The sequence below is a fragment of the Stenotrophomonas sp. genome, from assembly GCF_031995405.1.
Taxonomy (GTDB): Bacteria; Pseudomonadota; Gammaproteobacteria; order Xanthomonadales; family Xanthomonadaceae; genus Stenotrophomonas.
This window is the reverse complement of the sequence record NZ_DAMAGC010000006.1, coordinates 36,333-57,342: the sequence shown is the minus strand read 5'-3', so window position 1 is coordinate 57,342 and position 21,010 is coordinate 36,333. Positions and strand designations below refer to the sequence as shown.

The following is a 21,010-nucleotide window of genomic DNA, read 5'->3' as shown; positions in this document are numbered from 1 at the left end:
TACGGTCACGGCGCGGATTATTGCGGATTCCGTGGCCGTGTGGGTGAAGCGGTGCGCGCGGCAACGCTCAGCGCTCCAGGCGCTTGCGCAGCACGCTGCGCACGTTGCCGGCCGTGGTGGCATCCAGCGGTGCCAGCACGCCGCGCGCGTGCGCGGGGATATGCGCGCGGGTTGCCTCGTCGGCCTCGAACACGTAGTGATCGAACAGCGCCCGCCAGTGCGCGCGCTGGGCGGGTGGCAGCTCGCGCAGGGCCAGCATGGCCAGCATCAGGGCATTCATCGGTGCATCCATCCACGCCGGCACCGGCCGCCACCAGGTATTGACCAGCACGTTGAAGGCCTCCAGGCCTTCCATGTGGTGCCACCACAACGAGGGAATGAACACGGCATCGCCCGGGCCGAGCTCGGCGACCTGGGCGTGTGCGAGTGCCTGGGGAAAGCGCGGGAAGCGCTGCAGGTCCGGCGCGGCGAAGTCCACCAGGCTGACCGCCTGGCCGGCGGGAGTGAAATCCAGCGGCCCGATGTACAGGTTGTCGATCTGCCCGGGCGGGAACAGCGTCACCCGGCGCCGGCCGGCTGCCACGCAGGCCAGGTTGTCCGGCACGTCCTGGTGGGCGGCGATGCGCGAGCGGTTGCCGATCCAGATGCTGGTCAGCGGTTCGTCCACGCCCAGCGCCAACGGGTTGGCGGCGGCGAAGCCGGGCAGGAAGCTGTCCAGCGTGGTCGAGGCCACGTAGATGGTGGGCGGTGCCGGTTCGGTCTGGTACTTCAGCAGTGTGTCGAGCACCACCTTCAGCGCGATCTGTTCGCGGCGGAAGTTGAAGCCGCTCATGTCGGCGTTGTAGAAGATCCGGCCCTGCGCCTGCGGTGCGGCGGTGGTGGCGGTGACCGGCATCTGGCCGTGGTCGAACTGCTTGAGGTGGGCCACCGCCGCCGCCGCCGAGTCACGTGCGGCGGCCACCATCGGCCAGTGGGCGACCACTCCGCGCAGTACTTTCGGGGTGGTCCACGACGGTAGCAGCGCAGGCAGCTGCGCCGGATCCAGATCCGGGATTTCGTCGATCGGGCCGGGCAGGGTGGACATGGACATCCCGAGGATGAAGTGGATGGCGCCTACCGTAGCGCACGGCAGGCGCGTGGAGCGACCGGTCCAGGCGGAGCGGCCGCTCTTGGCGAGCGACCGACCGACGCGCGAACCGGCTGGGATCAGAACTTGTAGCGCACGCCGAACATGTAACGCGGGCCGGTCTGGGTGGCGTAGCGCAGCATGTTGGTGTGGCGCGAGTAGGTGCGCATGGTTTCATCGGTGAGGTTGATCGCTTCCACGCTCAGGGTGAGCTGGTCGCTGACCGCGTAGCTGATGTTCAGGTCCAGCTGGCCGTAGGCATCGGTGTAGTTCGGGTTCGGGCCCTGGCCGCCGATGCCGTTGAGGAACTTGTCGCGCCAGTTGTAGGCCGCACGCACCTGCCAGTTGTACTTCTCGTAGAACAGCACCAGGTTGGCCGAATCGCTCAGGCCGATCATCGGGTACTGGTCGCCCAAGCTCAGGTTGTCGAAGGTCAGCCCGGACTTCACCTTGGTGTAGTTGGCAGCCAGGCCGAAACCGGTCTGCCCGAACAACTGCTGCACGCTCAGTTCCCAGCCGTCCAGGTGGTCCGAATGCTGGTTGGCCGGCACGGTGATGTCGAACCCGGCCACCGGGTCGCCCGGCTGGCCGACGATGGTGCCGGTGCGCTGCCCGGCCGAGTTGGTGCCGGTGGCGGTCACGCCCGGATCGCCGTCGTGGTTGGCGAAGATGTAATCGCGGATGCACGGCATGTCGGTGACGCCGCAGCCCGATGCCAACGCCTCGTTCCAGTAGGTGCCGCCCACCGGCGTATGCAGCCCGGCGCTGTTGTCGCGCACGATCGTGTTGCTGATGAAGTTCTTGATGTTCTTGCGGAAGAAGCCGACCGAGGCATAGCTGGACTCGCCGTAGTACCACTCCAGCGACAGGTCGAAGTTGTCCGACAGCAGCGGTTCCAGGCCCGGATTGCCGCGCGAACCGGTGCCGCCCTGGGTGCGCACGATGTTGTCGAAGCGCCGGCCGCTGTCGATCTGGGTCCAGCCGGGCCGCCCGATGCTGCGGCTGTAGCTGCCGCGCAGGGCGAGTGTCTCGGACAGGTCCAGCTTCAGGTCCACGTTGGGCAGCACGTAGTCGTACTTGCCCTTGCCGCCGATGAAGGTGCCCTCGGCGGCGTAGCCCAGGTTGAACTCATTGGCCGAGCCCCAGTTGATGCTGGTCGGTACGCGCACCAGCGCGCTCGATTCCACCTCGGTCTGCTCGTAGCGCACGCCGGCGGCCACATGCAGCGGCATCGTCCAGTCGAAGGTGGTGCGGTACTGCAGGTAGGCGCTCTTGGAGGTCTCGGTGGTGCGGATGTCTTCGGTGTACTCGGTGGGCGCCAGGTAGCAGGTCGGGCAGGGCGGCTCGCCGTTGGCGGCGACCTGGCCGGCGCGCTCGCGCAGCCGGTCGAAATCGAACACCAGGAACTGCCCGGTCAGGCGTGGATCGCTGTGGCCGGAGAATGCATCGAAGTACCTGGCCATGTCGTCGGCGTACCAGATGCTGTCGTCGTAGTCGGCCGGGCTGCCCAGGCCGCCCCAGGTGTCGCGCTGCATGATCGCCGAGGCCGAGCGGTTCTGCACCCTGGTGTGGCCCACGCCGAAGTCCAGCGCGGAATAGTCGGCGAACTTGAACGTGCCGCGGCCCTGGTACTGCTGCACCTTGGACTTGTTGTAGCTGTTCTGGAATACCGAGCCGGTGACCAGCGCATCGGAGGCCTGCACGCCGCCGGGCGGCAGCGCGATGTTGATGATCGGCAGGTCGCCGCTGTAATCCACCGTGGTCTTGCCACGCACGAAGGCAGCCACGCCGAGTACGCCGGCCGAGCCGTACGGGCCGTCCGGCTGCGACTCGGCGGTGGAGTTGTGGACGTCGAAGGACAGGTCCAGCGCGTCGTTCACTTCCCAGTCCACGTTGAAGCCCAGCGAGTCCATGGTGTTCTTGGTGGCCAGCTTCATGCCACCCATCGACACGTCCGAGTTGGTCATGTCCTCGCTGTAGATGATCGGCGCCGATATCGGGCCGTTGGTCCAGGTGCTGTCACCGGGCCCATAGTTGAACCACACCGACAGCTCGCTGCGTTGTTGCTGCACCTTGTTTTCCACGTAGGTGTAGTCCAGCGTGGTGGTGATGTTGTCGGCCGGCTTCCACTGGAACGTGGCCTGGCCGTTGGTGCGCTGGCGTTGCACGCCGTTGACGTTGTAGGCGGTGTTCTGCGGGCGCGCGTACACATCGGTCGGGCCGGGCCGGTTCTGGATGCGGTTGGAATAGCCCTGGCCCGGTTGCGGCAGGGCGCGCCAGTCGGTGCTCTCGTTGCCGTAGAACGTGGCCCAGCCTTCGGCCACGGTGGCCTGGTTGAAGCCCGAGTCGCGCTCCTGGTAGCTGCCGCTCAAGGTCACGCCGAAGCGGTCGTCGGCGTAGCGCTGGCTGAAGATGCCCGACAGTTCGCCGGTGACGCTGGCGCCCTGCAGCGTGCGCGGCAGGTTGTCGTTGGAACTGTCGTTGACCGCCTTCAGGCCGAGACTGATCACCGGCTCGGATTCCAGCGGGCGCATCGTCTTGATGTCGATGGTGGCGCCGATGCCGCCGGTGGGATTGTCGGCGCGGGTGGTCTTGTACACCTCCACTGCCGAGATCGACTCGGAGGCGATGTTGGCGAAGTCGAACGAGCGCGAGCCGGACAGTCCGCCACCGCCGTTGCCGAGGTTGGAGGACGGCATCTGGCGGCCGTTGAGCAGCACCAGGTTGAAGTCCGGGCCGATGCCGCGCACGGTCACCTTGGAGCCTTCGCCACTGGACGTGCGGTCGATCGATACGCCGCTGATGCGTTGCAGCGATTCGGCCAGGTTGGTATCGGGGAACTTGCCGATGTCCTCGGCGACGATGCCATCGACGACGCCCTGGCTGTCGCGCTTGAGGTTCATCGACGAGGTGAGGCTGCCACGGATGCCGGTGACCTGCACCGCATCGAGCGTGGTCGGGTCGGGGCTCTGCGCCGGCGGCGCGGCGGCATCCTGCGCCCATGCCGGGCTGGCCAGCACGGCGAGCAGCGCCGAGGTAAGCATCGCTTTGCGAGGTACAACCTTGTACGTCTTCATGAAAGCTCCCTCCCCAGGGAAATCGATAATGGCGGTCCGACGGCGTGATGGAACGGTTCGACTGCACACCCGGCCGGATTGGGAGCCATGGTTGACAGCGTTGTCAACAAACGGCCCGTCCACACGCCATGCCGCTCTGGTGCGCGCCATGTCCAGCGCTGTCGTCGGCGCGCCGGCCAGGGTGCGCAAACGCCTGCGGTGCAGGCCTTGCGGGGCGTTTTCTGCTGCACGCGGCGATGCGGATTCAGCTGCCCGGCAGCGTTGTGCAGTGCAGAACGAAACTGCGCGAACCGCATCCGGGCCTCGCATCAGCACACCGATGCGGCCCGTGACCGATTGGCTGACAGCGCTGGACAATCCATGCCGAAGCGGGTTCCATGTGTGGCCGCCGCGTGGCCGGCAACCCCTTCCGGAAGGACATGCAATGGACAACCCTGCTGCAGTTCGCGGGCAACACGTGCAAGGCAATGGCGTGGCGCTGGCGGTGGTGACCGCGATTTTCTTCATGTGGGGCTTTCTCACCTGCCTCAACGACATCCTGATTCCGCACCTGAAGGCGGCCTTCGCGCTGACCTGGGTGCAGGCGATGCTCGTGCAGTTCACCTTCTTCGGCGCGTACTTCCTGATGTCGCTGCCGGCCGGTCGGCTGGTGGCGGCGGTAGGCTACAAGCGCGGCATCGTCGCCGGGCTGGCCATCGCCGGGGTGGGGGCGCTGCTGTTCTGGCCGGCGGCGCACGCGCACGTTTACGGCCTGTTCCTCGGCGCGCTGTTCGTGCTGGCCACCGGCATCACCGTGCTGCAGGTGGCGGCCAATCCGTACGTGGCGCTGTTGGGCCCGGAGGCGACCAGTTCGAGCCGGCTGACCCTGGCGCAGTCGATGAACGCACTGGGCACCACCATCGCGCCGCTGTTTGGCGGGTTGCTGATCCTCTCGGCGGCGCCGCGTACGGCCGAAGAACTGGCGCTGTTGCCGCAGGCCGAGGCATTGGCGTATCGCGCTGCCGAAGCGCAGTCGGTGCAGGTGCCTTACTTCGGCCTGGCGGTGGCGCTGTTCGTGCTTGCCGTGGCGATCTGGATGTTCCGTCTGCCGACCATTCCCGGCGTGGAGGGCGCGTCGGCGAGCGGCCGTGGGCGCCTTGGCGATGCGTTGCGCCACCCGAACCTGCGCTATGGCGTACTGGCGATCTTCTTCTACGTCGGCGCGGAGGTCTCCATCGGCAGCGTGCTGGTGAACTACCTGTCGATGCCGGGGATTGGCGAGGGGCTGACCGAGCAGGAGGCCACGCGTTACGTGTCGTTGTACTGGGGCGGTGCGCTGGTCGGCCGTCTGCTTGGCGCTGCCCTGCTGACCCGCCTGGATCCGCGTCGCATGCTGGGGGTGTTTGCGGTGATCGTGATCGCGCTGCTCGCGGTGACGATGCTGGGCAGCGGCAACCTGGCCAAGTGGAGCGTGGTGAGCATCGGCCTGTTCAACTCGATCATGTTCCCGACCATCTTCGCGCTGGCCATCGCGCGCCTGGGCACGCTGACCGGGCAGGGGTCGAGCCTGCTGGTGATGGCCATCGTCGGGGGTGCCGTGGTGCCGCTGGCGATGGGCTGGCTGGCCGACCACCACGGCCTGCAGCTGTCGTTCCTGCTGCCGATGCTGTGCTACCTGTACATCGTGTTCTACGCGTGGCGCGGCTCGCGCCTTGCCACCTGAGCGCTGCCAGCTTGCTCAGCGGCGACGCGGTGCGTGGGTGGATTCACGCACCAGCACCGCATGGTCCACGGTGACCATGCGACCGCCGTCCGGGCTGCGGATGCGCTCGATCAGCTGTTCGGTGGCCAACGTGCCCATGCGTGAGGTGGGCTGCCGCACGGTGGTCAGCGCGGGGTAGATGTGCCCGGCAATGGGGGTGTCGTCGAAGCCGCACACCGACAGGTCCTTCGGTACGCGCAGCCCCCGTTGTCCGGCCACGCGGTAGACCGCGGCGGCCATGTCGTCGTTGGCGGCGAAGATCGCCGTTGGCGGTTGCGGCAGGTCGAGCAGCGCGTTGGCCGCCTCGATGCCGGATTCGAACGAGAACTGCCCGCTGGCCACCAGTGCCGGGTCGTAGGCGATGCCATGTGCGCGCAGTGCCTGACGGTAGCCCGCCAGGCGCCACTGGCAGGCACCGTGCGCGCGCGGCCCCTTGATATGGGCAATGCGGCGGTGACCTTGTGCAACCAGGTGGCCGATCAACTCGACCACGGCGGTGGTCTCGTCCATGCGCACGCCGATGCGGCCTTCCGGATGGCGCGGGGCGATGCTCGCGAACGGGATCTCGTGCTCTTCCAGGTAGGCCAGCACCACCGCATCGTCGGTCAGTGGCGGAATCAGCACCACGCCATCGGGGCGCGAGTTTTCGAACAGCGCGGCCAGGTCGGGCAGGGTGCTGCGACCCACGCCCACCGGCCCCAGGATCAGGTTGTAGTGGCTGGCGTGGCAGGCTTCCAGCATCCCGTTCTGGATTTCCATCAGGTAGTTGCGCGAGGGATTGTTGTAGACCAGCGCCAGTGCGTAGGAGCGCTGCCCGGCCAGGCTGCGCGCGGACAGGTTGGGCTTGTAGCCCAGCCGCGCCACGGCGGCGGCCACGCGCTCGCGCGTTTCGGTGCGCACATTCGGCTCGTTGTTGAGCACGCGGGACACGGTCTTGATCGAAACGCCCGCAACCGCGGCGACATCCTCGATTCGACTACGCATGGTGCGGTGGATCCTATGTGGGGGCAGGTCGGCAGATGCCGATGGTAGTGCGGCGGTGTCGAAACGGTATTGCCGATGCAGGCGGATGTTGCCATGCCGCGATGGCTTGTGGCGTCCCCGTCGATTCCGTGCGGCATCGCAACACTGGCAGCATGATCCACCCACGCATTTGAACGCCAGCCCCTGTCGTTGCGGGCCGGACGTCGCCACGTCGACGTTGCGCTGTTGACAGCGCCAGCCGGGCTTTGTATGACAGCGCTGTCAGACAGGGGCGTTGAACCGATCCAAATGTTGTCGGCATTCCGTGCTGCGCGCCGCGCCGTGCGGCCGACGGCGGCAGCGCCCACCCCGATCGCGCGTCATTCCCACCGGAGGTAGATGTCAGTGAACAGCCCCAACAAGACCATCCTTGGTACCTGCCTGCTGTTGGCCCTGGCTGCGCCGGTCGCCGCCGCGCCGGCCACCGGCGAGACGCTCAAGGACTGGCCGCGGGTGACCAGCGCGATCGCACCGGATGCCGCCATCGAAGCGCGCGTGCGGCAGATCGTGTCGCAGATGACCCTGGCGCAGAAGATCGGGCAGATGACCCAAGCCGAGATCAAGACCATCACCCCCGACCAGGTCCGCCAGTACTACATCGGCTCGGTGCTCAACGGCGGCGGGTCGTGGCCGGGCATGGACAAGCACGCCACGGTGGCGCAGTGGCTGCAGCTGGCCGATGCCTACCACGCGGCCTCGCTGGCCACCGACGCGCGCACGCCGGTTCCGGTGATCTGGGGCACCGATGCGGTGCACGGGCACAACAACGTGTATGGCGCGACGCTGTTCCCGCACAACATCGGCCTGGGCGCGGCCGGCGATGCCGAGCTTATCGAGCGCATCGGCCAGGCCACCGCGCGCGCCACCCGCGCCACCGGCATCGACTGGGTGTTCGCGCCCACCCTGGCCGTGGCCCACGATCCGCGCTGGGGCCGCACCTACGAGAGCTTCTCTTCCGATCCCGCCGTGGTGCGCGCGTACGCACGTGCGTACGTCAAGGGCGCGCAGGGCCGCTTCGCCGACGATGCCAACGTCGTGGCGACGGCCAAGCATTACATCGGCGATGGCGCCACCGACAACGGCCGCGACCAGGGCGAGGCGCTGCTCGACAAGGCCGCCATGATGAACGTGCACGGCCAGGGCTACTACGGTGCGCTTGGAGAAGGCGTGCAGACGGTGATGGCCTCGTTCAACAGCTGGAACGACCGCGCCGGCCGCGTCGACTACGGCAAGATGCACGGCAGCAAGGCGCTGCTCACCGATGCGTTGAAGGGCAAGATGGGCTTCGACGGGTTCGTGGTATCCGACTGGAACGGCATCGCCCAGGTGCCCGGCTGCCGCAACGACAGCTGCGCGCAGGCGATCAATGCCGGCATCGACATGGTGATGGTGCCCGACGACTGGAAGGCGTTCATCGCCAACACCACCGCACAGGTGCAGCGCGGTGAGATCCCGATGGCACGCATCGACGATGCGGTTACCCGCATCCTGCGGGTGAAGCTGCGCGCCGGACTGTTCGAGCACGGCCCGTCGGACAGCCGCCATGCCGGCGACGCCAATGCCGTGCAGGATCGCGCGTTGGCGCGCCGCGCGGTACGTGAGTCGCTGGTGCTGCTGAAGAACCAGGACAAGGTGCTGCCGCTGCGCCGCGATGCGCGGGTGCTGGTGGTCGGCAAAAGTGCCGACAGTCTGTCCGACCAGGCCGGTGGCTGGTCGCTGACCTGGCAGGGCACCGAGAACAGCAACGCCGATTTCCCGAATGCCGATTCGGTACTTGGCGCATTGCGTGCCGAGCTGGGCGCGCCGCAGGTGACCTACAGCGCCGATGGCAGCGGGCTGGATGCCGGGACGTTCGACGTCGTGGTGGCGGTGGTCGGGGAGACACCGTATGCCGAAACCAATGGTGACATCCTGTCCTCCGATTCGGTCAGCCACAGCCGCGCCTACCCGCAGGACCTGGCCGTGCTGCGCGCGGCCAAGGCGACCGGCAAGCCGGTGGTAACCGTGTATTTCTCCGGTCGCCCGATGTACACCAACGACCTGCTCAACCTGTCGCAGGCTTTCGTCGCGGCATGGCTGCCCGGCACCGAGGGCAAGGGCGTCACCGATGTGCTGGTGGCCGGCAAGGATGGCAAGGCGGCGCACGATTTCCGCGGCCGGCTGAGCTTCCCGTGGCCCGGCGTACCGTGCCCGGCACCGATCGATCGACCGGATCCGAAGCAGCCGCCGCTGTTCAAGCTGGGGTATGGTTTGAGTTACGGCGCGGCAGCGAACGTCGCGCACCTGCCCGAGGCCAACCCGGACAACTGCGGCGAAGTGACCACGCTGCCGATCTTCAACCGCGCCGACACGCCGCCGTTCTCGCTGCACGTCGCCGCCGCCGGCGCCACCCAGCCGCTGGGCAATGATCTCAACGCCACGCTGCGCTGGCCGACCGCCGCGCCGGTGGTGCAGGTGCGCACCGTGCAGGTGAACACCCAGCAGGACGCCAAGGAAGTCACCTGGCTGGCACCGGCGCAGCTCATCGCCCGCAGTACTTCGCGGCGCAACCTTGGTGCACTGGCGCGCAACCACGGGGCGCTGCAGTTCGATGTGCAACTGGTGCAGCGCCCGGCCTCGCCGGTGAAGGTCACCATGCAGTGCGGTACCGGCTGCGAGGGTGGGGTGGATATCGCGCCGCTGCTGGCCAAACTGACGCCGGGACAGAAACAGACGGTGACCGTGCCGCTGGCGTGCTTCGGCAAACAGGGCGTGGACCTCGGCGCGGTGGAAGCCCCGTTCGTGGTCAGTGCGGACACGCCGTTCGCTGCTGCGTTCACCCAGGTGCGGGTGTCGGTGGATGCGGACAAGGCCGAGGGCGTGGTCAGCTGCCCGTGAAGCAAGGGTAGAGCCGAGCCATGCTCGGCTGGCGGCCCAGGGTGGGCGTTGCACCCCCGGCGGTTCATGCCACGGACCGGAGAGAGCAGCCGAGCATGGCTCGGCTCTACCCCGGCAACAAAAAAGGCCCCGCGGTGCGGGGCCTTTTTCTATGTCGATGCAGCGCCGATCAGCGCTTCATCGAACCGAAGAACTCGTCGTTGGACTTGGTGTTCTTCATCTTGTCGAGCAGGAATTCCATCGCGGCCATTTCATCCATCGGATGCAGCAGCTTGCGAAGGATCCAGATCTTCTGCAGCAGTTCCGGTTCGATCAGCAGGTCTTCGCGACGGGTGCCCGAGCGGTTGATGTCGATCGCCGGGAACACGCGCTTTTCAGAGATGCGACGGCTCAGGTGCACTTCGCTGTTGCCGGTGCCCTTGAACTCTTCGTAGATCACCTCGTCCATCTTGCTGCCGGTATCGACCAGCGCGGTGGCGATGATGGTCAGGCTGCCGCCTTCCTCCACGTTGCGCGCGGCGCCGAAGAAGCGCTTCGGACGGTGCAGGGCATTGGCGTCCACACCACCGGTGAGCACCTTGCCGGAGCTGGGCACCACGTTGTTGTAGGCACGTGCCAGGCGGGTGATCGAGTCGAGCAGGATCACCACGTCCTTCTTGTGCTCGACCAGACGCTTGGCACGCTCGATCACCATTTCGGCGACCTGCACGTGACGGGCGGCCGGCTCGTCGAAGGTGGAGCTGATGACTTCGCCGCGCACGGTGCGCTGCATTTCGGTCACTTCTTCCGGGCGCTCATCGATCAGCAGCACGATCAGGTGCACGTCCGGATGATTGGTGGTGATCGCCGTGGCCACCTGCTGCATCATCATGGTCTTGCCGGCCTTGGGCTGGGAAACGATCAGCGAACGCTGACCCTTGCCCTGCGGTGCCATCAGATCGAGGATGCGGCCGGTGATGTCTTCGGACGAACCATTGCCACGTTCCAGGGTGAAGCGCTTGCGCGGGAACAGCGGAGTCAGGTTCTCGAACAGCACCTTGTTCTTGGACGCTTCCAGCGGCTCACCATTGATGGTGTCCACGATGGACAGCGCGAAGTAACGCTCGCCATCCTTCGGGAAGCGGATGCGGCCGGACAGGTGGTCGCCGGTGCGCAGGTTGAAGCGGCGGATCTGGCTGGGCGAAATGTAGGTATCGTCCGGGCCGGCCAGGTAGCTGGCTTCAGCCGCGCGCAGGAACCCGAAGCCGTCCGGCAGGATTTCCAGCACGCCGTCGGCGGCGACGCCGTCGCCGTGGCGGGTGAGCACCTTGAGCAGGGCGAAAATCACGTCCTGCTTGCGGGCACGCGCCACGCCTTCGGAGATCTGCAGCTGCTCGGCGATTTCCAGCAGCTTCTGCGCCGGCATGCGCTTGAGGTCGCTCAGCGAATAGACCGGGAAGCCTTCAGGCACGTTGGCCTGCTGGCTGCGCACGAACGGCTGCTGCGGTTCGTTGTTGTCCTGCGGCATGCCGTCATCGTTGTAGCGATCGCCACCGCGGTTGCGGTCGCGGCGATTGCGGAAACGATCGCGGCGGTTGCCCTGGCCTTGACCCTGGCCCTGGCCCTGGTTCTGACCTTGGCCTTGGCCCTGGTACGGGTTCTGCCCGCCCTTGGGCGCGTTGTTGCCGTTGCCGTTGTGGTTGCGCTGGCCACCGTCGCCGGTGTCCTGCTGCGCACCGCCCTGGGCAGGCGAAGACTCGCCAGCGTGGGGGGCGGGTGCCTGCGGTGGCGCCGACGGCGCGGCGGCCGGCGCCGGCGCGTCAGGCGCGGCAGCCAGGGGCAGGGCGGATTGATGCGTGGGGGAAGAACCGGTTTCGGCAGCGGTGTTGGCGGCGGCCTTGGCGACGCGCGGCTTGCGCACGCGCTTCTCGGCAGGCGCGTCGGCGCTCCCGGGTTCGGAAGTAGTGATATCGGACAAGTGCTGGATTCCTCGCTAGAAGGTGCGAGCGCCCGGCAGGGCGGCGAACGTTGGGAAAGGATCTGGAAGGAAACAACGTCCAGAAGGTGCGGCGCGCGAATGCGGCCGGATATGCCGACACTAACACCGGCTCGCGGCGACGCGCAAGCCGGGTGGGGCAGAGTCATTCATGCGGGCGCAGGCCCGCGTGGCAGCCGGTGGGTACCGGCTGCCTGCCGGGATCAGGCCAGGGCCTTGTCCAGCATGCCGGCCAGCTGGGCCTTGCCCACCGCGCCAACCTGCTGCGCCTGGACTTCGCCGTTCTTGAAGACCAGCAGCATCGGGATCGAACGCACGTGGTACTTGGCGGCCAGCTCGCGCTGTTCGTCGACGTTGACCTTGGCGATCTTGGCGCGCCCGTTGTAGGCGTCGGCCAGCTCGTCCAGCGCCGGGGCGATCATCTTGCAGGGGCCACACCATTCGGCCCAGAAATCGACCAGCACGGGCTCTTTGGAATCCAGTACTGCGCTTTGGAAGTCAGCGGTGCTGACATGTACAACCTTGTCGCTCATCTTGGTCTCTCGTCTGGAAATGCACCCGGCCGGGCCGGAGGAGGTTGAGGTTGGACGCCACCTGCCGGTGCCGTCCGCGTCTGCTGCCTCGTGACCGCAGGGGCGGTCAGCGGTGCGCCAGGTGGATGCCTGGTCGCTCACGGCGGGCAGTGTACCGCTAACGTCGCGGGCGGGCAGGGGTGGGGTGGAACCGAGCATCCTGTGATTGGCGTCCCGCTTTGATCGGGCAACTGAAGACGATATGCGGGCGCCCGGGCGGCGCTACCAGCGGCTGGCCCGGCACCGTTCAACTGGCGGCAGGCGCGGTGAAACCCGTGAAAAGAGCACCCGGCGACCTCCACGGCGATGGCCAGGGCCGGTCCCGCCGGGCTGTCTCGCCGCTGGCTGCGACGGCAGAGCCCGGTTTGACGCCGACATTGCGCTAAACTGCCCCACTGTGCGGCGCCCTTGGACCTGATGGTCCGGCCCCGCCGATCCCGGCGCAGGGCCCGCAATGGCGACGGTGCCCCCCAAGATTGCAAGCCTCCCGCGCACCACGGCCGGGCAGGCCTTACCAAGACGGACACATGAGCGACAAACCGCTGACCGATTTGACCTTTTCCTCCTTTGAGCTGCATCCGGCCCTGCAGGCCGGCCTTGAAGGAGCCGGATTCACCCGTTGCACGCCCATCCAGGCGCTGACCCTCCCGGTCGCACTGCCCGGCGGCGACGTCGCTGGCCAGGCCCAGACCGGTACCGGCAAGACGCTGGCCTTCCTGGTGGCGGTGGTGAACCGCCTGCTGACCCGCCCGGCCCTGGCCGACCGCAAGCCGGAAGACCCGCGCGCGCTGATCCTGGCCCCGACCCGCGAACTGGCCATCCAGATCCACAAGGATGCGGTGAAGTTCGGCTCGGACCTGGGCCTGCGCTTCGCGCTGGTCTACGGCGGCGTGGATTACGACAAGCAACGCGAGATCCTGCAGCAGGGCGTGGACGTGATCATCGCCACCCCGGGCCGCCTGATCGACTACGTCAAGCAGCACAAGGTGGTGTCGCTGCACGCCTGCGAAATCTGCGTGCTCGACGAAGCCGACCGCATGTTCGACCTGGGCTTCATCAAGGACATCCGCTTCCTGCTGCGCCGCATGCCCGAGCGTTCCACGCGGCAGACGCTGCTGTTCAGCGCCACGCTCAGCCACCGCGTGCTGGAGCTGGCCTACGAGCACATGAACGAGCCGCAGAAGCTGGTGGTGGAGAGCGAGTCGATCACCGCCGCCCGCGTGCGCCAGCGCATCTACTTCCCGGCCGACGAAGAGAAGATCCCGTTGCTGCTGGGCCTGCTGTCGCGCAGCGAAGGCGCGCGCACGATGGTCTTCGTCAACACCAAGGTGTTCGTCGAGCGTGTTGCCCGGTCGCTGGAAAAGGCCGGCTACCGCGTCGGCGTGCTGTCCGGCGATGTGCCGCAGAAGAAGCGTGAGAGCCTGCTCAACCGCTTCCAGAAGGGCCAATTGGAAATCCTGGTGGCCACCGACGTGGCCGCGCGCGGCCTGCACATCGACGGCATCAAGTACGTCTACAACTACGACCTGCCGTTCGACGCCGAAGACTACGTGCACCGCATCGGCCGTACCGCCCGCCTGGGCGAGGAAGGCGATGCGATCAGCTTCGCCTGCGAGCGCTACGCGATGGGGCTGCCGGACATCGAGGCCTACATCGAGCAGAAGATCCCGGTCGAGCCGGTTACCAGCGAGATCCTGACCGCGCTGCCGCGCCCGGAACGCGCCCCGGCCGCGCCGGGTGAGGAAGGCGATGACGAGAATGAGAGCGTCGGCCAGATCTTCCGCGAAGCGCGCGAAGCGCGTGCGGCGGAAGAACAGCGTCGTGGCGGTGGCAGCAGCAATGGTCGCGGCGGCAAGCCGGCCGCCGGCCGTGGCGAGCGTCGCGCGCCCGGTGAGCGCAGTGCCGATGGCAAGCCGCGCCGCGAGCGCAAGCCGCGCGTGGAAGGTGAGGCACCGGTCGTTGTGGCCGATGCCGCAGCCGCGCCGCAGGTTGCGCCGACCGCTGCCCCGACTGCTGAAGGCAGCCCGGCCGTGGAAGGCGAGCGCGCCCCGCGCAAGCGTCGTCGTCGTCGCCACGGCCGTCCGGTCGAAGGCGCCGAGGGTGCGGCAGCGACCGGCCCGGTGACCCCGGTGCAGGTGGCCGCCAAGCCGATGCGCGGCACCCCGGCCGCCGATCCGGGCGCGTCCTTCCTGACCCGCATCGGTCGCAAGATCCGCCGGATGCTGTCCGGTTCGTAAGACCTGACGCCTGCACCGCGCGCTCTCAGGGCCCGCCCCCTTGGCAAGGGGGCCGTCGCGAAGCGACGGGGGATCGGGTGCTGGTGAGTCCGGGCCCACGGTTGGCACTACCTTGGGGCGTTTGGATTTGCGTGGTTGCCGGCCAACGGCCGGCACTACCCGTGCCCCCACCTGCACGTTGTCACCCTCGTCCTGCATAATCAGGGGATGAGCGTCCTGCGTTTTGACAATGTCAGCAAACAGTATGCCGGCGGCCATCAGGCCCTGGTCGATGTCAGCTTTGATGTCGCCCCCGGCGAAATGCTTTTCGTCACCGGTCACTCCGGGGCGGGCAAAAGCACCCTGCTCAAGTTGATCCATCTCGACGAGCGGCCCAGCCGCGGCGCGGTGATCTTCGATGAGCGCAACCTGCTCAAAGTGCGCGGCGGCAATATTCCGCGGCACCGGCGGCAGGTGGGCGCGGTCTACCAGGACCACCGCCTGCTGATGGACCGCAGCATCGCCGAGAACGTGGCGTTGCCGCTGATCCTGCGTGGCACCCGGCGCGCCGACATCGGCAAGCGGGTGCGCTCTGTCCTCGAACGCATGGGCCTGGGCCACCGCGAAAAGGCATTGCCCTCGCAGCTGTCGGCCGGCGAGCAGCAGCGCGTCGGCATCGCCCGCGCGATCGTCAGCGAACCCAAGCTGCTGGTCGCCGACGAACCCACCGGCAATCTCGATCCCACCCTGGCGGCGGAAATCATGGCGCTGTTCGCCGAACTGCCCGATCGCGGCACCAGCGTGCTGGTGGTCAGCCACGACCTGGCGCTGCTGCGGCACATGCGCAAGCGCGTGCTGATCCTGGACCACGGCAAGCTGATCGACGACATCTCGCCGCAGGACCTGGCCGAATGAACGCACCCACCAACAAGGAAGCCGCAGCGCCATCGCGCCTGGGCGTGTGGCTGCACCACCACGGCCACAGCGTGGTGTTCAGCCTGGGCCGCGCCTGGCGCAAGCCGTGGGCCACGCTGCTGACCATCATGGTGATGGCGCTGGCCCTGGCACTGCCGCTGGGCCTGTCGATCGCGCTGGACAACCTCAAGCATTTCGCCGGCAGCGTGCAACAGTCGCGCGACATCAACCTGTTCCTGAAACCGGACATCGCCGCCGCCGCCGCGGGACAGCTGGCCGATACGCTGCGTGGCCGCGCCGACGTGGCCAACGTCACCGTGCAGACCCCCGAGCAGGGGCTGCAGGAACTGCGCGAAGGCGCCGGGCTGGGCGAGGCGATCGATGCGCTGCACGACAATCCGTTGCCCACCCTGCTGATCGTGACCCCGACCGCCGGCACCGATGATGCGCGCCTGGCCACGTCGCTGGAGGGCCTGCCGCAGGCCGACCTGGTCCAGCACGATGCACTGTGGCGCAAGCGCCTGGATGCGTGGCTGGGCTTCGGCACGCGACTGGTGCAGGTGCTGTCGGTGCTGCTGGGCCTGGGCGCGGCACTGGTGGTGGGCAACACCGTTCGGCTGGACATCCAGGCGCGTCGCGACGAGATCGGCGTGCTGCAGCTGCTGGGTGCCAGCGATGGCTTCATCCGCCGCCCGTTCCTGTACCTGGGCGCTTGGTACGGCCTGGGTGCCGGCGCGCTGGCGCTGGGCCTGATCGGCGTGGCCGGGCTGGCGCTGCGCCCGCCGCTGGCCGCGTTGTCGGAAAGTTATGCCAGCCCGTTCGTGCTGCATGGGTTGGACCTGCTGCATTCATCGTTCGTGCTGGTCGGCACCGTGGTGCTGGGCTGGCTGGGCGCGTGGCTGGTGACGGGGCATTTCCTGCGCCAGACCCGACCGACCGAAACCTGAGGCCCGCATGCGCCCGCAAGCCCTGAAACACCTGGTCGACGATGCACCGCGCGTGATGGTGGTCGATGGTTCCAGGCTGGTCCGCAAGTTGATTGCCGATGTGCTGCAACGCGAACTGCCGGATGTGGACGTGGTGGGCTGTGCGAGCATCGAAGAGGCGCGCAGCGCGCTGGCGGCCGGGCCGGTTAACCTGGTCACCACCTCGCTCACGCTCAGCGACGGCGATGGCCTGGCGTTGGCGCGGCTGGTGCGCGAAACCGCCGGCCAGGCCTATGTGCCGGTGATCGTGGTGTCCGGCGACGCGCAGCAGCACCTGGAGCAGCGCCGCTTCACCGAGTACGTCACCGACTATTTCGACAAGGCGCTGGGGCATGAGGCGCTGGCCACCTTCATTCGTGGCTACGTGCAGCCGGAGACCATTCCCGGCGCGACCATCCTGTATGTCGAGGACAGCCGCGTGGTCGCCGAAGCGACCAAGCGCATGCTCGAACGCCAGGGCCTGCGCGTGCTGCACGTGATGACCGCCGAAGAGGCCTTCGCGCTGCTCACCGCCGAATCGCTCGGGCGCAGCAGCCACCGCATCGACCTGGTGCTTACCGACGTCACCCTCAAGGGTGAGCTCAGTGGCCTGGATGTGGTCGAGCGCGTGCGCGTGGACTTCGGCTACGGCAAGCGCCGCCTGCCGGTGCTGGTAATGACCGGCGACGGCAATCCGCTCAACCAGTCCGGCCTGCTGCAGGCCGGTGCCAACGATCTGGTGCAGAAGCCCATCGAAGAACGCCTGTTGGTGACCAAGGTGCTGTTCCAGCTGCGCCTGGCCCGGCTCAACGACAAACCCATGGTGCGATGAACGACGAAGCAACCCCGAGCATCCAGCTCGAAGCGGGCTGGAAGGCCCGTATCGGGCAGTGGCTGCTGCGTCCGGAAATGCGTGAGCTGTCCAGCTTCCTGCGCCAGCGCAAGGCGGCCGGCGCACACGTGTTTCCGCCCGGTCCGCAGATCTTCGCCGCCTTCGACGCCACCCCGTTCGAGCAGGTCAAGGTGGTGATCCTCGGCCAGGATCCGTATCACGGCGCCGGGCAGGCCCACGGCCTGAGCTTCTCGGTGATGCCGGGCGTACCGGTGCCGCCGTCGCTGCTCAACATCTACAAGGAACTGGAAGCCGACCTGGGCATCCCACGCCCGGACCACGGCTGCCTGCTGCCGTGGGCACGCCAGGGGGTGCTGCTGCTCAATGCGGTGCTCACCGTGGAAGAGGGCCAGGCCGGTGCACACCAGAAGCGTGGCTGGGAAGGGTTCACCGACCACGTCGTGGACACCCTCAACCGCGAACGCGAGGGCCTGGTGTTCATGCTGTGGGGCAGTTATGCGCAGCAGAAGGGCAAGGTGATCGACACCGGCCGCCACCGCGTGCTCAAGGCGCCGCATCCGTCGCCGCTGTCCGCGCACCGCGGCTTCCTCGGCTGCCATCACTTCTCGATGGCCAACGAGTACCTGCAACGCCGCGGGCAGACCGCGATCGACTGGTCGCTGCCGCCGCGCGCGGCGCTGTAACCGCCCCGGCCGACGGCACGGATTCGCGGCGATACCCCGTCGCGACGATTATCTCAATCGGTCAGCATTTCCATGATCGCGCGCGCTACCTGGCGTTTGCGTGCGGGCATCCGTCGCAGCAGCGAGAGAATCTCGGTTTCCTGGACGGTGCGTGCCGCCTCCACCGGAACGGGTGCGGGCAGTGGCAGTTCGGCGCCGTCGTCGGGACGACCGGGACCGCGCCCCGTGGCCAGCCATTCAAAATGGACTTGCGTCACAATTGCGATGCATGAAAGATGTTGCACGCTCGGGAATGTTCCGCCTTCCCGTTCCCATTGCGCCACGGCGCTACGGCGTACGCCGGTTTCCAACGCCAACTGTGTCTGGGACAGGCCAGCCGTCAATCGGGCTCGCCGGATTCTGTCGCACATGGCCTGCATTTATTGCCCCCTTTCCCTGTTAGGTAAGCACGGCTTCCCTGAAAGCAATTCTTTTTTACGGTGTACAGAATGGCTTTCGCTTGCTGCTGCAGCAGGGGGATTGGCTGGACGCAGGCCCGCCGGCAAGCGTTGCTTCCCCCGTGTTTCACGCCGCCTTGATTTGACGGACTTTCAGTTGCCCCGCATTAATCACCCCGAACCGGAAATAAACGCATTCCCAAGCGGGAAACGGCACCGGCAGCGAACGATCAGAACGGCGACGGCATAAATCCATCGCCACGGTCGGCCGCTGCTTAAAATCGGCGGGGACGCAGGTATGGTTAATGTGAAAGGCGTGAAAGATTCGTCATTGCGATGGCAGGGATGGGTGCTGATCGCAATACTGGCGGTGCTTTCATGCCTAGGGCGTGCGCAGGCGCAATCGGCCTGTACGGCGGGCGCCTGCGTCAGTGCCGGCCCCCGCCTGGCCTCGGTCGATTCCACCCAGAGCCCCGTCCTCAATCTGTTGTTCGGCGCGCTGCTGCCAGGCACTACGGTCAACCTGAGCGTGGCCGACTGGAACAACCTGGCCGGGGCCAACATCAACCTCAACGCGCTGCTGACCCAGCTCAACGGCGGGGTGGTGGTCAGCGATCCCAGCCAGGTCCTCAACACCAGCATCACCCTGGGACAGTTGCGCGCGGCGATGGTGCAGGTGCTGCAGGCCGACGGCCAGACCGCGGCGGCCAACGTACTCAATGCGCTGCCGCTGGGCGTGGCCGGTACCTCCGGCAGCATCCGCCTGGCCGACCTGCTGCAGATCGCGCTGCCCACCGGCTCGCTGGCAACGGTCAATTTGAACGTGCTCGACCTGCTGACCGGCGGGGTGCAGCTGTACAACTTCCGCAACGTGTTGACCACGCCCACGCCGATCACCGTCAACACCGCCGCGCTCGGGCTCAACGGCGTGGCCAACGTGCGGTTGTGGCTGCAGGTGGTGGAGCCGCCGGTCTACACCTGCGGCGCGGTCGGCGCGGCATTCCACAGTGCGGCCATCCGCATCAAGCTCGATCTGGACCTGGTGCAGGGACTGAACACCGGCACCCTGAGCGCCGCGCTCAGCGGGCTCAACCTGCTGGGGGTGTCCTTGTCCAACACCAGCATCAGCGCCAGCGTGCTGCACCTGCAGGTGTACGCCGACGTGGCCCGCGCCGAAGGCTCGATCTCGGCGATCAACCTGGTGGGCAATGCGGTCACGCTGCAGGCGCGCCCCGGCCTGGTGAACCTGTATGTCGGCCAGATCAGCGATGCCACTTTCTTCAATCGCAGCACGGTGCTGACCTCCACCGCGCTGAGCGCGGCCACGCTGACGTCGCTGAGCGTGAGCGTGCGAGTGTCGGCCAACGTGCTCGGCGTCCTGACCCCCATTGCCGATGTGAGCGTGCCGCTGACGGTGACCATCAGCAGCTACGCCACCGCGACACCGGGCCTGCAGAGTGCGAGCTTCACCGGTCCGTACCCACAGACACGCACGCTCACCGCCGGTACGGTCAGCGCAGCAACGATGGTGTCCACGCTGGTCAACTCGCTGAGCATCCAGGTCACCAGCGGCAATCCGACGGTGACGCTGCTGGCCGGCATCCCCCTGCCGCTGCCGGTGGCCAGCCTGGTCAATGGCATCGTCAACGCGCTGCTGACGCCGATCCGCACCCAGGTCAACGCCGTGGTCACACCCGTGCTGACGGCATTGCTGGGCGGCCTGGTGGACAACCTGCTGGCGCTGCTGGGCATCCGCATCGGCCAGGCGGTATTCACCGTGGAAGGCATCACCCAGGCGTGTGCGGCGACGCTGCAACTGGTCAAGGACCTGCAGCCGACCAGTGACAGCGGGCGCTTCAACCTGTCCATCACCTACAACGGCAGCACCGTCGGCACGGCCAGCAACGTCGGCAACAACGGCGCCACCGCTGCGGTGATCACCGTGCCCGGTGGCAGTTATGCGCTGGCCGAGGCGGCGGCGGCCGGCACCACGCTCACGCGCTACGCCAGCAGCTGGCAGTGCCTGGACCAGAACAATGCGGTGGTGTCCTCCGGTACGGGCGGCAGTTTCACCCTGCAGGCGCCGGCGATGACCGCGACCGCGGTCACCCTGGTGTGCCGCATCACCAATCGAACGCGACAGGCCGATCTGTCGATCACCAAGAGCGATGGCAGCGGCAGCTACACGCCCGGCGGCACGGCGACGTACACGCTGCTGGTGAGTAATGGCGGTCCCGATGCGGTCACCAATGCGGTGGTCACCGACACCCTGCCCAACGGCACCACATTGCGAGGCGCGTGGACCTGCAGTGCGTCCACCGGCAGCGCGTGCGCGGTGGCGACGGGTGGGGCGGTGGGTGATGGCGCGGTCAATGTCGGGGTGAATCTGATCAATGGCGGGCAGGCAACGATCAGCGTGCCGGTGAGTTTCAGCAGCAATCCGGGCGCGTACTGACGCGCACGGCGGTAATGCAGTGGGCGCGGGGATGACCTCGCGTCGGGGATGGACAGCAATCACTGCAGCCGTATCGCCCCGCGCAGGGGCGTCGG

At 67.4% G+C, this 21,010-nt stretch carries 14 protein-coding genes; 8 read left to right on the top strand and 6 right to left on the bottom strand.

From position 1 onward, the window contains the following. Positions 1-67 precede the first annotated feature (67 nt). The gene (locus RTO53_RS02075) at positions 68-1,084 is read right to left on the bottom strand and encodes a cupin-like domain-containing protein (RefSeq protein ID WP_312236229.1); all 1,017 of its coding nucleotides are present in this window, start codon (positions 1,082-1,084) and stop codon (positions 68-70) included. Positions 1,085-1,206: 122 nt separating this feature from the next. After that, positions 1,207-4,203, bottom strand: a complete 2,997-nt coding sequence (locus RTO53_RS02070; protein WP_312236228.1) for a TonB-dependent receptor — start codon at positions 4,201-4,203, stop codon at positions 1,207-1,209. 424 nt (positions 4,204-4,627) lie between these two features. Between RTO53_RS02070 and RTO53_RS02065 the strand changes: the two genes are divergently transcribed. Beyond that, entirely contained in the window at positions 4,628-5,905 is a 1,278-nt protein-coding gene (locus RTO53_RS02065; protein ID WP_312236227.1) for a sugar MFS transporter, read from the top strand. Between the two features lie 15 nt (positions 5,906-5,920). Here RTO53_RS02065 and RTO53_RS02060 read toward each other — a convergent pair whose 3' ends face one another. After that, a complete protein-coding gene (locus tag RTO53_RS02060) occupies positions 5,921-6,928 on the bottom strand; it encodes a LacI family DNA-binding transcriptional regulator (RefSeq protein ID WP_312236226.1) in 1,008 nt (335 codons plus the stop codon). A gap of 378 nt (positions 6,929-7,306) precedes the next feature. Here RTO53_RS02060 and RTO53_RS02055 point away from each other — a divergent pair, with 378 nt between their 5' ends. Next, positions 7,307-9,844, top strand: coding sequence for a glycoside hydrolase family 3 N-terminal domain-containing protein (locus RTO53_RS02055; RefSeq protein ID WP_312236225.1), 2,538 nt, complete (start codon positions 7,307-7,309; stop codon positions 9,842-9,844). Between the two features lie 169 nt (positions 9,845-10,013). Here RTO53_RS02055 and rho read toward each other — a convergent pair whose 3' ends face one another. After that, complete coding sequence (gene rho / locus RTO53_RS02050) at positions 10,014-11,801, bottom strand: transcription termination factor Rho (RefSeq protein ID WP_312236224.1); 1,788 nt, start codon at positions 11,799-11,801, stop codon at positions 10,014-10,016. A 221-nt stretch (positions 11,802-12,022) separates the two neighbouring features. After that, positions 12,023-12,352: a thioredoxin gene (gene trxA / locus RTO53_RS02045; protein WP_256776683.1), complete on the bottom strand. Its 330-nt coding sequence runs from the start codon at positions 12,350-12,352 to the stop codon at positions 12,023-12,025. A 566-nt stretch (positions 12,353-12,918) separates the two neighbouring features. On the opposite strand from trxA, the gene rhlB reads away from it, so the two are divergent. The 5 genes from rhlB (at position 12,919) to ung (ending at position 18,023) form a co-directional block, all read left to right on the top strand. Then, complete coding sequence (rhlB, locus tag RTO53_RS02040; RefSeq protein ID WP_312236223.1) at positions 12,919-14,628, top strand: ATP-dependent RNA helicase RhlB; 1,710 nt, start codon at positions 12,919-12,921, stop codon at positions 14,626-14,628. Positions 14,629-14,835: 207 nt separating this feature from the next. Next, the gene (gene ftsE, locus RTO53_RS02035) at positions 14,836-15,522 is read left to right on the top strand and encodes a cell division ATP-binding protein FtsE (protein ID WP_256776681.1); all 687 of its coding nucleotides are present in this window, start codon (positions 14,836-14,838) and stop codon (positions 15,520-15,522) included. Continuing rightward, on the top strand, positions 15,519-16,469 hold the full coding sequence (gene ftsX / locus RTO53_RS02030) for a permease-like cell division protein FtsX (RefSeq protein WP_312236222.1): 951 nt from the start codon (positions 15,519-15,521) through the stop codon (positions 16,467-16,469). Before ftsE ends, ftsX begins: the two co-directional genes overlap by 4 nt. A gap of 7 nt (positions 16,470-16,476) precedes the next feature. After that, on the top strand, positions 16,477-17,319 hold the full coding sequence (locus tag RTO53_RS02025) for a response regulator (RefSeq protein WP_312236221.1): 843 nt from the start codon (positions 16,477-16,479) through the stop codon (positions 17,317-17,319). Then, positions 17,316-18,023, top strand: coding sequence for a uracil-DNA glycosylase (gene ung, locus RTO53_RS02020; protein WP_312236220.1), 708 nt, complete (start codon positions 17,316-17,318; stop codon positions 18,021-18,023). Before RTO53_RS02025 ends, ung begins: the two co-directional genes overlap by 4 nt. Before the next feature lie 53 nt (positions 18,024-18,076). Here ung and RTO53_RS02015 read toward each other — a convergent pair whose 3' ends face one another. After that, positions 18,077-18,433 carry a helix-turn-helix transcriptional regulator gene (locus RTO53_RS02015; RefSeq protein ID WP_312236238.1) on the bottom strand — a complete coding sequence of 119 codons (357 nt, stop codon included), beginning with the start codon at positions 18,431-18,433 and terminating at the stop codon, positions 18,077-18,079. A 376-nt stretch (positions 18,434-18,809) separates the two neighbouring features. On the opposite strand from RTO53_RS02015, the gene RTO53_RS02010 reads away from it, so the two are divergent. After that, positions 18,810-20,915, top strand: coding sequence for a hypothetical protein (locus tag RTO53_RS02010; RefSeq protein WP_312236219.1), 2,106 nt, complete (start codon positions 18,810-18,812; stop codon positions 20,913-20,915). Positions 20,916-21,010 lie beyond the last annotated feature (95 nt).

Coding starts and splice junctions, on each gene's coding strand:
- RTO53_RS02075 (WP_312236229.1), bottom strand. CDS start 1,084: ATGTCCACCCTGCCCGGCCCGATCGACGAAATCCCGGATCTGGATCCG.
- RTO53_RS02070 (WP_312236228.1), bottom strand. CDS start 4,203: ATGAAGACGTACAAGGTTGTACCTCGCAAAGCGATGCTTACCTCGGCG.
- RTO53_RS02065 (WP_312236227.1), top strand. CDS start 4,628: ATGGACAACCCTGCTGCAGTTCGCGGGCAACACGTGCAAGGCAATGGC.
- RTO53_RS02060 (WP_312236226.1), bottom strand. CDS start 6,928: ATGCGTAGTCGAATCGAGGATGTCGCCGCGGTTGCGGGCGTTTCGATC.
- RTO53_RS02055 (WP_312236225.1), top strand. CDS start 7,307: ATGTCAGTGAACAGCCCCAACAAGACCATCCTTGGTACCTGCCTGCTG.
- trxA (WP_256776683.1), bottom strand. CDS start 12,352: ATGAGCGACAAGGTTGTACATGTCAGCACCGCTGACTTCCAAAGCGCA.
- rhlB (WP_312236223.1), top strand. CDS start 12,919: ATGAGCGACAAACCGCTGACCGATTTGACCTTTTCCTCCTTTGAGCTG.
- ftsE (WP_256776681.1), top strand. CDS start 14,836: ATGAGCGTCCTGCGTTTTGACAATGTCAGCAAACAGTATGCCGGCGGC.
- ftsX (WP_312236222.1), top strand. CDS start 15,519: ATGAACGCACCCACCAACAAGGAAGCCGCAGCGCCATCGCGCCTGGGC.
- RTO53_RS02025 (WP_312236221.1), top strand. CDS start 16,477: ATGCGCCCGCAAGCCCTGAAACACCTGGTCGACGATGCACCGCGCGTG.
- ung (WP_312236220.1), top strand. CDS start 17,316: ATGAACGACGAAGCAACCCCGAGCATCCAGCTCGAAGCGGGCTGGAAG.
- RTO53_RS02015 (WP_312236238.1), bottom strand. CDS start 18,433: ATGTGCGACAGAATCCGGCGAGCCCGATTGACGGCTGGCCTGTCCCAG.